We start from the raw sequence: 14,071 nt of genomic DNA on the forward strand, positions 1-14,071 counted from the left end.
GGGAGATCGGACATGGAGGACGAGGTCATTCGGGCCGCCCAGGCCAGAAAGGGCAGTCCCTTTCTCAACACCGCGCAGGCCGCTTTCTATGTCGGCCTGTCGCACCGGACGCTGGAGAAGATGCGCCTGACGGGCGGCGGTCCGCGCTTTCGCAAGCATGGACGCTACGTTCGCTACCATATCGATGACCTGGATGCCTGGTCGGTTGGTGAACGCCGGGACAGCACATCGGACAGGAGGGATGCGTCATGAGACATCCCTTTTCCGCCCCGAAGGTGCCCCGGCAACCTGTCCGTCGGCGCCGTCTGCCGCGCGCCTTGCGCCGCAAGGTATTGATCCTGGCGGGCCTCGGTTTGGTGGCGCTGGGCTTCGCCAGCCTGGGCCGGCCGGCGCCGATCCTGGTGTGGAACAGCAGCGCGTCTGCACCCATGGGGCTCTATCTCGTGCTGCCGGAAACGCGGCCGCGCACCGGTGATCTGGTGCTGGTCCGGCCGCCGGCTGCCATTACGGATCTGGCTGCCCGGCGGGGTTATCTGCCGCGTGGCGTGCCGCTGATCAAGCAGGTGGCGGCCATGGGCGGTGATGATGTCTGCGCCAAGGACGACAATCTCTCCATCAATGGGGACATCGTCGCCCAGCGGCGGCGGGTTGACGGCAACGGCCGGTCCTTGCCGCGCTGGGAGGGGTGCCGCCGGTTGCTGGCGGACGAAATCCTGCTGCTGATGCCGGCACCGGATAGCCTGGACAGCCGCTATTTCGGGCCGTTGCCGTCACTGCATGTCATTGGCCGGCTGGTGTCGCTATGGGCCGGTTGACGATAGGCATGCTGATGCTGACGGTACTGTTGGCGGCACCCGCGATTGCAGCAGATCGGCCTGCCTATGAGCCGGAAATCCAGGTGGCGGCGCAACGCTTCGATCTGCCAGCACGCTGGATCAAGGCCGTCATCGAAGCGGAGAGCGGGGGCGATGTGCGGGCAGTGTCGTCCAAGGGAGCCCGGGGCCTGATGCAACTGATGCCGGACACCTGGACGGAGATGCGGGAACGATATGCCATCTAGGGCGATGTGTTCGATCCTGCCGCGAACATCCTGGCGGGGGCGGCCTATCTCGCTGAGATGCGTGGGCGCTTCGGGGCGCCGGAATTGTTCGGTGCCTATAATGCCGGCCCCAGCCACTATGAGGCCCATCTGCGTGACGGGCGGCCGTTGCCGACGGAGACAGGGCCTATCTGACCCAACTGTCCACCCTGGTCGGGACAGGGGAGGGGCAGTCACAACAGCTCTTCATGCCCCTGAATGCTTCGGATGGGCGTCTGTTCATCCCCTTGTCCAAAGCCGGCACCGGGTGGCAATAGCGCTTTGGGAGAGATGGTCTTCATCTCGATCAGCCCATTCTACCAGCCAGATCGAGGCGCCCGTCAAGGAGGCGCGGTTCCCCCAAAATGCTGCGCATTTCGGTTCCCCCGCACCCAGCTCCGCGGCGCCTGCGGCGTCCCTGACCGTCGCCTCTCCGGCCGATGTGCAGGCGCTGTCCTCGATGAGGAGGACGATAGCGATGGAGGATACCATGTCGATCACCAACACAAGGGCGATCCCAGGGACGGACGACTATTGGCGTCGGCGCCAGGAGGCGTTCGCCCTTATCCGTACCTTGGAGAGAGCCATCAAGGCCCGCAACCAGGCGCCGATGTATATTGGCTCCAGTGACGATCCGACGGAAAATATCGGGCCGTGGGATCGGGTCTGCAAGCTTCAGGGGCAGGCCCGCCAGAGCCCGATGGCCGTGGAGACCCTGACCGCTCAGAAGCGTCTCGCTATGCTGACAGCATAGCATTGAGGGAGCGGCGTCCTGCGGGATGCCGCTCCCTTTGCTCCATCTTTCTGCGCCGCTCGACGGCGTCGATGTCTCCCGATGCCCGGCGTGGGTGGGTTCTCTCATCTCGGTCCGCCCATCTTCCCAGCCAAGCCGAGGCGCCCGTCAAGGATGCGCGGTCCCCCCAAAATGCTGCGCATTTCGGTTCCCCCACGCCCCGCTCCGCGGCGCCTGACGGCGTCCTTGACTGCCACCTCTCTGGCTGAGGGGGAATCCCGTCCTCGATCAGGAGGACGCCAGCCACGGAGGTTCCCATGTCGTTCATTGCAGCGCATCCCCAGGCCGCGATCGACCGTTTCGACGCCCTTGTCGATGACGTCCGGACCGAGTTCGGCAGCGACGGATTGATGGCCAATGTCGAGCGTTTCATCAGTGCCGAACGTCCCGAATTCATCTGGGATGGCCGCTTCCAGGAGCATTATCTGGGCGAATGGATGGGCGATGATGACGGTGCAGAAGGCCTTCACTGCATCCTCATCCTGAGCCATTTCCGCAGCGAATACATCGTCGCGAGCTGCGTTGTTGATGGCGATGAGCGTCTGCATTCCATGATCCGTCAGCGGGCCTATGCCACGCGCGACGCCGCCAAGAAGGCCTTCCAGAGCGCCATCGGTCGATAGGCGGCGTTGATACGGGAGCGGCGGTTCAGGCCGTCGCTCCCATTTTTTCCAGCATGAGAGCGTAGAAAAGCGTGGATAAGCGCTGGTGCTGACCAGGGGCGCTGTAGGGCAAGATGAAGCGGTGGCGCCAGCGCCCCCCGTAACCCCCTGTCTGCACATCCTTTTTGGGGTTCTGCGGTGGCGCCACGGCGGTTGGGCCGGTGCCATTCTGGCGCCATGGCCCCGGGATGCCTCGTTTCAGCTTTGGATCGGAAGGTGCCGCGATGTTCGGTGACGACCATGATTTCCAGCCCCGTCTGGGCCGGATGCGCAGTGCCTCCGGGCGACGCGGCAAACGCTTTTTGAACCGGGTGCTGGCGGCGACCGTTCTGGCCAATGGCGGGCCGATCAGCTTCCGGGCACGGAAGACCCGTTTTGATGGCAGCCGGATCGGGCGGGGCGCCGGTGTCGGCCGGGTGCTGGCATCGCGCGACCAGTTCGCCGCTTGGCGACAACGGCGCGTGATCATTAAATCCCGCATCGTCAAGCTGGCGGGCAAGGGCATGGCCGGCGCCCGCGCCCATCTGCGCTATATCCAACGCGACGGCGTCACGCGCGACGGAGAGCCCGGCCAGCTCTATGGTGCTGATCAGGACCGGGTGGAGGGCAAGCCCTTTCTCGACCGTGCCGAGGGCGACCGTCACCAATTCCGCTTCATCGTGTCGGCCGAGGATGGTGACCAGTACGATGATCTGAAGCCCATGGTGCGCCGCCTGATGGCGCAGGTGGAACAGGATCTGGACACGCAGCTCGATTGGGTCGCGGTTGATCACCACAATACCGGCCATCCCCACAGCCACATCATCGTCCGGGGCAAGAGCCTGTCCTCGGGGCCGGCCAAAGGCCGGAACCCGGGGAATGATCGGGGCAAGGATCTGATCATCGCCCGGGAATACCTGACCAGGGGCATGCGCGAGCGTGCCGCCGAGATCGTCAGCTTGCACCTCGGCCCGAAGACCGACGCCGAGGTGCAGGGCCAGTTGCGCCGGGAAGTGGAGCAGGAGCGTTTCACCAGCCTGGATCGCCGCCTGCTGCGCGACCAGTCGCCGGAGCATCTGGTGACAGGCGCTGACCGTGACCCTTTCCAGCAGGCTTTGCGCATGGGCCGGCTGCGCAAGCTGGAGCGGCTGGGGCTGGCAGCGGAAATCCGCTCCGGCCAGTGGCAGTTGGCGGATGACCTGGAATCCACCCTGCGCCGGATGGGCGAGCGCGGCGATATCATCAAGACCATGCACCGGGAAATGGTGGCCCAGGATCTGGTCCGCACGCCGGTCGACCTGATCATCCATGACCCTGGTGCCAACGGTGCCCGCCCCATCATCGGCCGGGTCGTTGCGCGCGGCCTGTCGGACGAGGTGAATGATCGCCACTATCTGATCATCGATGCCACGGACGGTCGGACCCACTATGTCGATATCGGCAAGGGGGAGGCGACGGAGCCCACGCCGGTTGGCAGCATTCTGCGTGTCGAGCCACGTCCCCTGGACGCTCGCCCCATCGATCGTCGTATCCTGGAGATCGCGGCGGCCAATGGCGGCAGGTACAGCATCGACATCCATCTGCGCCATGATCCCGCCGCCAGCGAAGCCTTCGCGGAAAGTCATGTCCGGCGGCTGGAGGCGATACGCCGGCTGACGAAGGCGGTGACCCGTGAGCCGGATGGTACCTGGATCATCGCCCCGAACCATCTGGATCAGGTTGTCGACTATGAACGCGCCCAGGCCCGGTTCAACCCTGTCAACGTGCGGGTGCTGTCCACGCTCTCGCTGGAAGCACAGATCACCGTCGACGGGGCGACCTGGCTGGACCGCGAATTCGTGGCCGCCAATCCCGAGATGGTGCGGGATGCAGGTTTCGGACGGGATATCCGCGACGCGCAGGCCCGCCGCCGGCAATGGTTGATCGCGGAGGGCTTGGCTTGGGAAGAGCGGGGCACAACCTTCTATCGCGCAGACATGCTGGCAACCCTGCGGCGACGGGAATTGCTGCGCGTTGCCGGCCAGCTATCCGACGAGCTGAGGCTGGGCTATGTCGAGATGCGTCCTGGCCAGCCGGTGGAGGGTGTGCTGCGCCGTATCGTTCCCCTGGCCGGCGACAAGGTGGCCGTGATTGAACGCAGCCGTGACTTCACCCTGGTGCCTTGGCGTCCTGTTCTGGACCGGCATATCGGGCAGCCTGTCTCTGGGATCATGCGGGCAGAGGGAATTTCCTGGACGATCGGGCGGCAACGCAGCGGCCCGTCGGTCTCCTGATCTATTCGACCAGTTCGGCGGGGCGGACGCCCAGGCCATCGGCGATGCGTCCAAGGACCGTGACGGTACAGCTATGCTGGCCGCGTTCGATATCGCCCAGATAGCGGTTGCTGATATCCGCGCGACTGGCCAGTTCCTCCTGGCTCAGCCCTCGCTCCTGGCGCAACCGCCGCACATTCCGGGAAACAGCTTCCATCAAGTCCATGGTGGAAACCATGCCGAATGTGAAGCATACTTCCAGGAGGTATAGTTCCTAATCGGAGTGAGGATGCGATGGAAGCCGGTTCTGACGATTTCTATGCCGCCCTTGCCACGGTGCAGTTTGCCGATGGGTTCGCAAGCTGGGAGGAGTTCATGGAGCCGGAATGGACCCTGCTGGCAGCATGGGCGCGAGCAGGTGCTGGGACCTTGATGGTCCCTTCCCGCGACACGTTGCCTCTCTGGGTGCTCAGTCCCTGGCTATCCAACCTCATGGTTTTCGATCGGATGGATAGCGGATGGCAGAAAATGCTGTCAGGGTCTGCAGCCGCCAAGCTGCTGCCGGATACGGGAGGGGAGGCCTGGGACTGTTTGTCGGAGACGGTTCGGCATGTGGTCGGGCGGGTGGAGAGCGAGGCGCGTCCTATACACCAGATGCTGCCGGACGAGGCGTCTCATATCGGCGAGGCCAGTGTCCTGGTCCTGCCGGTCGGGATTGCGATCGTGGATCGGATTTTGATCGCGGCCCATCCCGTGCCGGAGTTCGGATCGGCTGGCTCATGACGACAGCATCACCTGGACAGAAGGGGGCAGGCGGCAATGCAGCCGCCTTACCACCACCTCAGACAGTCAATCCTCTGGGGGAGCACGCAGCAACTCGCCCTGCCGAACCAGACGGCCAGTTTGTTCCGCAGCCTTGATTGCGCTTACGATCACCTGCTTGAGCTGGGCGCTGGTTGCCTTGAAGCCAAACAAGCGAGATGTGCCAGTGATGGCTTCTTCCTCCGTGGCGCCCAGATGAGCAGCCACAAAAGTGATGACAGCTTTCTGGATTTCCATCGGGGGAAGCATTTCGGGCTTTCGCAGGCCGGGAGACTGGGTCTCGCTTCTGTCTCTCACGCTGATGTCAGTGTCGGGGACTGTATAGAAATCTCCTTCTGCGGAAATCCGGCCGGATTTGACCGCGATATCGACACCTCGCGCGACGGCTTGCCGGATGCGTCCACCGGCGCGCTGCAATCCCCAATGTTCACGTAGCCGAGTGACAATTTCATCCAGATGGACCGGGCCTTCGGCGGTGACGACCTGCGAAACCAGATTTTCCATCGTTCCCGATGCCACGTCATGCAACTCGACGTCGACTGGTGCGGTGAGGGTCGCCTGGATATAGGGAACAGCCAGGGAAGTCCCGGTACTGGCCACCTCGGTGGCATCGCTGGCGTGCCGCAATCCAATCTCGGTGACGTGCTCCCGTTCCACGGTCACGATTTCAATCGGCACAGCCCGAGCGTTCTGACCAGCGGCCCCTTCACGGGCGGTCACCTCCTCCTTGGCGGCGTCGATGGCGGCGATGACCTTCGCCAGTTGCTGCTGCGGCCTATTGAACCAGTCCGTGCTCCAGATGCGGTGGATGATCCAGCCGTGATCTTCCAGGACGGATTGGCGCAGCCGGTCGCGGTCGCGGGCGGAGCGTGAACTGTGGTAGGCGGCACCATCGCATTCAATGCCCAGGATATAGCGGCCGGGCCGGTCGAAATCGGCCACGGCCAGATCAATAAAGAAGCCGGCTAGGCCTACCTGCGCATGCACATTGTAGCCGTGAGACTTCAGTGCATTGGCGACCTGTTCCTCGAACACGCTGTCATGCTCGCGGTCGGTCTTGTGACCCAGGTTGAGATTGCCGGTGCGGGCGAAGTGCAGAAACAGTTTGAAGGCGAGGACACCTTTGCCCTTGGCGCGCTCCAGGTCGATATCCTCATCGGTGATGGAGGAGAAGACCTCGCACCGCCTCTTGGCGCGACTGATCAGCACGTTCAGGCGACGTTCGCCACCGTCCCGGTTCAGGGGGCCGAAGCTCATGCTCATATAGCCCTGGGCATTCTTCCCGTAGCCGACGGAAATGAAGATCACGTCGCGCTCGTCACCCTGCACGTTCTCCAGATTCTTGATGAAGAACGGCTCGGCCGGGTGGGCGGAGAAGAAATGCTCTGTATCCGGGTTCAGCCGACGCAGCCGCTCCACCTCGTCCAGCACGGCACGCCGCTGCTTCGTGGAGAAGGTGGCGACGCCCAGGGACAGGTCGGGATGGCTGCGTGCATGCTGGATGATCGCCTTGGCAACCTCCTTGGCTTCCTCGACATTGGTGGAGGTTCCCCCGGTGTCATAGGTCGCATGGGGGAAGTAATGGAACCGTAGCCCCATACCCGCTTCAGCGGTGTAAGGGCTGGGCACGATGTAGAGCTTGTTCTCGTAGAACTCGCGGTTCGAGATGGCGATCAGCGACTGATGCCGGCTGCGGTAGTGCCAGCGCAACATCCGCTGCGGCAGCCCCTTGGATACGCAAAGTCCCAGGATGCTCTCGACGTCGGCAACCTTGGTCGTCGTTTCATCATCGTCGTTATCATTGCCGGCCAGCATTTTGTCGAAGAAGCGGGTCGGGGGCAGCTGCTTGTCGTCGCCAACGACGACGATCTGCCGGCAGCGGGCAATGGCGCCGATGGCATCGACGGGCTGGATCTGCGATGCCTCGTCGACAACCAGCATGTCGAAGGTCAGGCTGCCCGGTTCCAGGAATTGGGCCACGGAAAGCGGGCTCATCATGAAGACCGGCTTCAGTGCCTGGATGGCTGGTCCGGCCTTCTTCATCAACTGCCGGATCGGCAGGTGGTTGCGGCGTTTGACGATCTCGCCCTTCAGTACACCGATGGGGCCAGCGCCGCCCTCCTGTCTTGGAATGCGCTGGTGGTGGATCGCGGCGACCTCCCGGCGGGCGAGGTGGATGCGCTTGTGATCCAGGCGACCGAATTCCTCGACCATGCGGGAATGGCCGTCACCGTCGAACCGCGCCAGTTCGGGATCGTCCTGGACCATCCAGTTGAACAGTGCTTCGTAATAGGACTTGTCGAACTCCGGCAGGACGGAGCGCGCATCCAGGCGGCCATCCTCAAGCCGCTCGACGAGATCAGCCAGACCGGCGTCCCGGGCCAACCGTGCCTTGGCGGTATAGGCGGTCCATTTGCTCAGGTCTTCTGCGCGGTCGATCCAGAGATCGATCTGGCGGACCAGGAAGCCGAGATTGATGCCGGACACCTCCTCGGTTCCAAATGCCGCCGCCCGATCCAGTGACAGATAGCGGAATTCCTGTTCCGTGTTGCTGACCAGCGTGGGTGCTGTATCGGCCAGTTCATCAGCGGCACTGCCGGCAAAATGTTGATCGACACCGCGCCCAACGGCACTGTGGATGACCAATGCTGCTGGTCCTCCGCCATTGCCTCTGGCCCATTCGACGATCTTTCGCAGGTGTGTCCAGTCGGAGCCTTCCCCGTGCCAGCGGGTACCGAACGCCTTCTGCCCCAGGGATTGCTCTCCGGATTGTGCCATCGTTTCAAGCAGTGCCACGGTGGTCTTCAACGTTTCCAACTGCTTCAGCACATGTCGCTGTTCCTCCAGGGCTTGCGGCGGCTGGGCGAAGATGAGGGCCAAGGTGCCGGCGGCCAAGTCCAGGTCACCAAGGGCGGTGGCCAACGCCTCCACATCGATCTCATCAACGGGTTCTGCCGGAAATACCTGAGGCGCCGCCGTTTGCAGGCGGGGAGCCAGCTCACCGAGGGCCGATCTCAGCTCTGCGGCGGCCCGTTCCACCGGGCGCGCAAGGCTCTGGATCATCGGCAGCTTGGTCGTCGCGGCGATGCGCCGGATCTCACCGGCGGTATCACCCACGCCATTGCCCTGTGCCCAGGCGACAATCTTCTCCAGCGCCGACCAGTCCGAGCGTTCCCGACGCCACAGCGAGCCGAAGGCCGCTCGTCCCAGGTCGTTGTCTGACGAGAGGCGGACCAGGGCTTTCTGATTGGCGATCAGTTTGTCCAACTGCTTCAGTTGTTCGCCAACAGGCGTCGGGGCGGCCGTTGCCAGGATGGAGGAAATGAGCATCTTCGCCCGCTTGAAATCCCCGTTCAGGAACCGGAAGAAGCTGGTCGCGTGCATCGCCAGGTGTTGCCGCGCCACCTTTACGTCGGTATCCCACGCGGCGGAGGTGAAGACGCTGTCAAGCTCCTGTCTGCGGGTCGCATAGTCCCGGCCGGCCTCCACCAGATCGGCGATGTCCGCTCCCCGGCTTTTCCAGACGTCATTCAGCATAGCGCCTGGGTCGAACGGTACCGCCGCCGCTACACGCTCAACAACCCCCAGCAGCAATTTTGCGGATGCCAACGTCGCCGGGTAGCGCAATCCCAGAGCTGTCTTCAAACCTGTCAGATGCTCAATGAACGTCGCTATGAGGGTTCGTGCCGCTGTAAAGCCGGATTCCCGCGCAATGAGCCAACCCGCGCGGTATTTGTTCAGCAGCGCGCCTGCCGCCGCCACGTCTTGATGGCGTGCGCCCTCTGTGACGATGGTCGCCAACTGGGCCAGCAATGCCGTTACTTTTTCCCCGTTCTCGACCAGTGCGGCGAGCTGTGCCTGTTGTGAGATCCATACGTCGTCGGTGATCGTGGTCTGGTCGAGCGCTGGCGCTGCTGCGACCCGCCGGGCCTGGCTGACGATGCCTTCCACGTCTTGCAGGCTGTCGGGTGCGCTGATCTCCAGCAATGCGCAGAGCTGGCTGCTGCTCGCGATGAACTGCTGGTACCCGCCCAGAAGCTCGCGCAGCCGAACCACCATCCGTTCCACGTCCATGGGCGTGATGGCCGGAATATGGGCGCAGCGCCAGGGATGCTGTGAAGGCGGGCCGATATCGTCGATGCGGCCCGCAAGATCCTTCAGTTGCAGCTCCCGTTCCTGACGCTCTGGGCGGGACCAAGTCTCCGGTGCGACCAGCGTCGCCTTCGCCGGCCCCTCGTTGGTCTGTCGTAAGCGCACCAGATGGCCGATGACCTGATAGGGGCTGAGGCCACACGGCTGCTGGCGCCGATGCAGGCGCTGCACATGTTCGTTCAGCTTGTCGCGGTTCTGGCGAAGCTGCCGGATCAGCGCGCCATCCTCTGTACCGCTGGGCCGCCCCAGATCCCATGTCCGCCGCAGTTCCTCCAGCAGATAGCGCTTGTTAGCTTTGTTGCTGTGGAGTTCCAGACAGATATCGCCGATGCCGTTGGCATCCAGGCGGCGTTTGACCACCTCCAGCGCTGCCATCTTCTCCGCCACGAACAGCACCGTTTTGCCATCGTAAACGGCGGACGCGATAACATTGGCGATGGTCTGCGACTTGCCCGTGCCGGGTGGGCCTTGGATGACCATATCGCGGCCCCGGCGCACCTCATGCACGGCCATGGTCTGCGAGCTGTCGGCATCAACGACATGGACCAGATGCTCGGGATCGATATGGGGATCCACAGGCTCGTCCTCGCCGATCATCCCGTCGCCGGGTTTGAAGCCGTCACCCAGCAGGCCGGATACGATCGGACTGTCGGCGATGCCGACGCCTGTGGGCCACAAATCCGGGTCCAGGTCGCGATACATGAGGAATTTCGCGAACGAGAACAGCCCGAGGACGACATTATTCTCCTGCACGGCCCAGCGTGGCTGGCCCGCGACCGCCGATGCCACCCGCGCGAAATATGATGCGGGGTCGAACGCTTCGTCGCCTTCGGTGAATTGTGGAAGTTCCAGCCCGAACTGACGCTTCATCAGGGCGCCCAGTGACAGGTTCGCGGCCGGTTCCTCTTGTAGCCAGCGCAGCTTGAAACGTTCGCCGGCCGAGCCCCGGTCCAGCGTCACAGGCAGCAGGATCAGGGGAGCGAAGCGCTCCTTCTCGGATTTCTCATCCTCGAACCATTTCAGCATGCCAAGGGCGAGGTAGAGGATGTTGACGCCCTGTTCCTCCTGCAACGTCCTGGCGTCCAGGTAGAGATCCAGGAGGCGTTTTTGCAGGCCCTCTGATGTCAGCCGCGTCTGCAGCTTTGTATCGCTATGGCGCGACGCCATGCCCCGTTCATCAATCGAGTCATCATCGGGTTGCGCCAGCTCGGAAATTTCATCGCTGTCCTCATCCTCTTCGCTGGCAGCAGCACCTGCTGCCCTGCGGCCCGGAAGGAAGGTGAGCGCCTTGCCGTCGCTGACAAGCAGGCGGAAGATTTCCGAGGCGAGTTCATCAATGATCTCGACCTGCTTGGCTTTCGTGCCACGCGGCGTGCTGATCAGCCTGTTGCGAGTGGACAGGTCCAGAAGTTCGGTACGGGCACGTTCCAGCTTTTCCTTCAGCGGCCAGAACTCGCCACCTTCCTCACCCTCCGGGCCGGCTGTCCCTGTTTCCAACATTCCTTCTACTCCAACGGGCTGAATACAAATGAATGCAGAAGATTGCTGATCTCAACTCTAACGGATTACGACCAGATCGATAAGGGCTAACCAGAACTAGCAGGTGCAGCACTTCGCTTTCGAGTTGTCGGACGAGCCAGTGGCCCTGCGCAGTCGCTTTTTGCATATGAGCGTAGATAAGGGCCATCCGACCTATACGGCAGAATCCCTACAGTGGTGGGAACCAACCGTGGATTCGGCTTTGGCAGGACAATTTCTATGACGCCCACCAAGCTGCTGATCGGCCAGATCCTGGTCGTCTTCGCCATCGTCATTCTGGGCGTTTGGGCCGCCACGCAATGGGCGGCCGCCATGCTGGGCTATCAGGCACAGCTCGGGCCCGCCTGGGCCATCATCGCCGGTTGGCCCCTCTATCGCCCCTGGCAATTGTTTGAGTGGTGGTACTGGTACGAGGCCTATGCACCGCATGTCTTTGACAAGGCCGGCATGCTGGCGGGGGCCAGCGGTTTCATGGGTTGTGCCGCTGCCATCGTCGGGTCGCTGTGGCGCGCCCGGCAGACGCGGATGGTCACCACCTATGGCTCCTCGCGCTGGGCGACCAGCCGGGATGTGGAGGGGGCGGGGCTGTTTCGGCCGGCGGGGGTCTTTCTGGGGCGGTTGGGGGGGCGGTATCTGCGGCACGATGGGCCGGAACACGTCATGGCCTTTGCGCCGACCCGGTCGGGCAAGGGCGTGGGGCTGGTGGTGCCGACGCTGCTGTCCTGGACCGGATCGACCGTCATCCACGACATCAAGGGCGAGAACTGGCAATTGACGGCTGGCTGGCGGGCACGCTTCTCCCATTGCCTGCTGTTCAATCCCACCGACCCGCGGTCGGCCCGGTACAATCCACTGCTGGAGGTGCGCAAGGGGCCGGACGAGGTCCGCGACGTGCAGAACATCGCCGACATCCTGGTCGATCCCGAAGGCGCCCTGGAGCGCCGCAGCCATTGGGAGAAGACCAGTCACAGCCTGCTGGTTGGTGCCATCCTGCATATCCTTTATGCCGAGGAGGAGAAGACCCTGGCCCGTGTGGCAACTTTCCTGTCCGATCCGCGACGCAGTTTTGCCCATACGCTGCGCCGGATGATGGCGACCAACCATCTGGGGACGCCCGATAAGCCTATCGTCCATCCCGTCGTCGCCTCGGCGGCGCGGGAGGTGCTGAACAAGTCAGAGAACGAGCGGTCGGGTGTTCTGTCCACGGCCATGTCGTTTTTGGGTCTCTATCGCGACCCAACGGTGGCGGCCACGACATCGGCCTGCGACTGGCGCATCGCCGACCTGGTGGACGCGCCGCGGCCCGTGTCGCTCTATCTCGTCATCCCACCCTCGGACATCTCCCGTACCAAGCCGCTGGTGCGCCTGGTACTGAACCAGATCGGGCGGCGGCTGACCGAGCGGTTGGAGGGCGATCCCGCCAAGCGGCGGCGGCACCAGTTGCTGATGATGCTGGACGAGTTCCCGGCCCTGGGGCGGCTGGATTTCTTCGAGACGGCGCTGGCCTTCATGGCGGGCTACGGCATCCGGGCCTATCTGATCGCCCAGAGCCTGAACCAGATCTCCAAGGCCTATGGAGAGAATAATGCCATCCTCGACAATTGCCATGTCCGCATCGCCTTCAGCAGCAATGACGAGCGGACCGCCAAACGCATCTCGGACGCGCTGGGCACGGCGACGGAGCTACGGGCGCAGCGCAACTATGCCGGCCACCGGCTGGCCCCCTGGCTTTCCCATGTCATGGTCAGCCGGCAGGAGACGGCGCGGCCGCTGCTGACGCCAGGCGAGGTGATGCAATTGCCGCCGAAGGACGAACTGGTGCTGGTGTCCGGGCTGGCGCCGATCCGGGCAAAAAAACTGCGCTATTACGAGGATCGGAATTTCACCGAGCGGGTGCTGCCCGTACCAGTTCTGACGGAAGCAGCCTATGCCGACCGGCCGCCGGCCCGGGCGGATGATTGGGGCGGGCAGGTGCGGGGGATGGATCAGCGGCTGGCCGGGGAGGATGAGGATGCCGCCCTGAACGAGATGACCGAGGGTGGCCTGCAGCAACAGCGTCATCCGGGGCTGCCGGAGGAGGCGATCTCCAAGCCCATGGAACCGGAGACCGGTGATCTGTTCGGTCCGGGTGACGATGAAACCGATGTGGCGGCTGACAAGCGGGCCATGGACCGACTGTCGAATGTCGCCCGCGCCCACGCCATCAATGAAGGATCGCGAGACGATTTGCTGCCCAGTTTCTAACGGCTGCCGGGAGAAGGCTGGCGATGCCCGTAGTGACGGGCATCGCCTTGGAGATCAGCCGTTCAACGCATCCTTGAGCGCCTTGGCCGGGGAGAACTTGGCCTTGGTCTGGGCGGCAATGGTGGTCGGCGCACCCGTCTGCGGGTTGCGGCCCTGGCGTTCCGGCACCTGCTGGGCCGTGAACTTGCCGAACCCTGCCAAGTTGACTTCCTTGCCGTCCTTCAGGCCGGCGGCGATGGCGCCCAGAATACGCTCCACAGCTTCCTTGCTGCTGGCCTTGGTGCCGCCGGTCACCTCGGCCACGATTGCGGCCAGGTCGTCCTTGCTGATCTTTTCCGTCATCTCTGATCCTGTTTTCCATGCTGCGGCGCCGTCCGAGGCACCGCTGTCCTCCGGCATTTACCTGGAAAGCCGTTCCTTGACCAGTGGCCAGGAAGGACAGGGATAATCCAAAGCAGTCCTTGAAGTCCTTCCCTGATGGGGTCTCGTCGCACCAGATCGTACATAACGGCCATAAGAGATTCCACCGCTCTGTCCGACTCTTGGCGCC

General features: G+C 63.4%; 10 protein-coding genes and 1 pseudogene. 8 read left to right on the forward strand and 3 right to left on the reverse strand.

What is annotated here, in order from left to right; genetic code table 11:
* The first annotated feature begins 12 nt into the window (after positions 1-12).
* The 6 genes and pseudogenes from ACM9HJ_RS26980 (at position 13) to rlxS (ending at position 4,785) form a co-directional block, all read left to right on the forward strand.
* Positions 13-252 (forward strand): helix-turn-helix transcriptional regulator, encoded by a 240-nt coding sequence (locus ACM9HJ_RS26980; protein ID WP_416574895.1) that lies wholly within the window; start codon positions 13-15, stop codon positions 250-252.
* The gene (locus tag ACM9HJ_RS26985; protein ID WP_416574896.1) at positions 249-815 is read left to right on the forward strand and encodes a S26 family signal peptidase; all 567 of its coding nucleotides are present in this window, start codon (positions 249-251) and stop codon (positions 813-815) included. Before ACM9HJ_RS26980 ends, ACM9HJ_RS26985 begins: the two co-directional genes overlap by 4 nt.
* 14 nt (positions 816-829) lie before the next feature.
* Positions 830-1,234 (forward strand): annotated as a pseudogene (locus ACM9HJ_RS26990) (lytic transglycosylase domain-containing protein).
* Between the two features lie 334 nt (positions 1,235-1,568).
* A complete protein-coding gene (locus ACM9HJ_RS26995; RefSeq protein ID WP_416574897.1) occupies positions 1,569-1,832 on the forward strand; it encodes a hypothetical protein in 264 nt (87 codons plus the stop codon).
* 296 nt (positions 1,833-2,128) lie between these two features.
* The gene (locus tag ACM9HJ_RS27000; RefSeq protein WP_416574898.1) at positions 2,129-2,494 is read left to right on the forward strand and encodes a hypothetical protein; all 366 of its coding nucleotides are present in this window, start codon (positions 2,129-2,131) and stop codon (positions 2,492-2,494) included.
* 263 nt (positions 2,495-2,757) lie between these two features.
* Positions 2,758-4,785 carry a relaxase/mobilization nuclease RlxS gene (rlxS, locus tag ACM9HJ_RS27005; RefSeq protein WP_416574899.1) on the forward strand — a complete coding sequence of 676 codons (2,028 nt, stop codon included), beginning with the start codon at positions 2,758-2,760 and terminating at the stop codon, positions 4,783-4,785.
* 1 nt (position 4,786) lies between these two features.
* Here the strand turns inward: rlxS and ACM9HJ_RS27010 are convergent, their stop codons facing one another.
* The gene (locus tag ACM9HJ_RS27010) at positions 4,787-4,981 is read right to left on the reverse strand and encodes a helix-turn-helix domain-containing protein (protein ID WP_416574900.1); all 195 of its coding nucleotides are present in this window, start codon (positions 4,979-4,981) and stop codon (positions 4,787-4,789) included.
* A gap of 77 nt (positions 4,982-5,058) precedes the next feature.
* On the opposite strand from ACM9HJ_RS27010, the gene ACM9HJ_RS27015 reads away from it, so the two are divergent.
* Positions 5,059-5,547 carry a hypothetical protein gene (locus ACM9HJ_RS27015; protein ID WP_416574901.1) on the forward strand — a complete coding sequence of 163 codons (489 nt, stop codon included), beginning with the start codon at positions 5,059-5,061 and terminating at the stop codon, positions 5,545-5,547.
* 66 nt (positions 5,548-5,613) lie between these two features.
* Here ACM9HJ_RS27015 and ACM9HJ_RS27020 read toward each other — a convergent pair whose 3' ends face one another.
* Positions 5,614-11,238: a DUF3320 domain-containing protein gene (locus tag ACM9HJ_RS27020; RefSeq protein ID WP_416574902.1), complete on the reverse strand. Its 5,625-nt coding sequence runs from the start codon at positions 11,236-11,238 to the stop codon at positions 5,614-5,616.
* A 258-nt stretch (positions 11,239-11,496) separates the two neighbouring features.
* Here ACM9HJ_RS27020 and ACM9HJ_RS27025 point away from each other — a divergent pair, with 258 nt between their 5' ends.
* Positions 11,497-13,521, forward strand: a complete 2,025-nt coding sequence (locus ACM9HJ_RS27025) for a conjugal transfer protein TraG (RefSeq protein WP_416574903.1) — start codon at positions 11,497-11,499, stop codon at positions 13,519-13,521.
* 54 nt (positions 13,522-13,575) lie between these two features.
* On the opposite strand, the gene ACM9HJ_RS27030 is transcribed toward ACM9HJ_RS27025, so the two are convergent.
* On the reverse strand, positions 13,576-13,863 hold the full coding sequence (locus ACM9HJ_RS27030; protein ID WP_416574904.1) for an HU family DNA-binding protein: 288 nt from the start codon (positions 13,861-13,863) through the stop codon (positions 13,576-13,578).
* Positions 13,864-14,071: the final 208 nt, after the last annotated feature.

The organism is Niveispirillum sp. KHB5.9 (genome assembly GCF_048066115.1).
In the GTDB taxonomy this organism is placed as follows: Bacteria; Pseudomonadota; Alphaproteobacteria; order Azospirillales; family Azospirillaceae; genus Niveispirillum.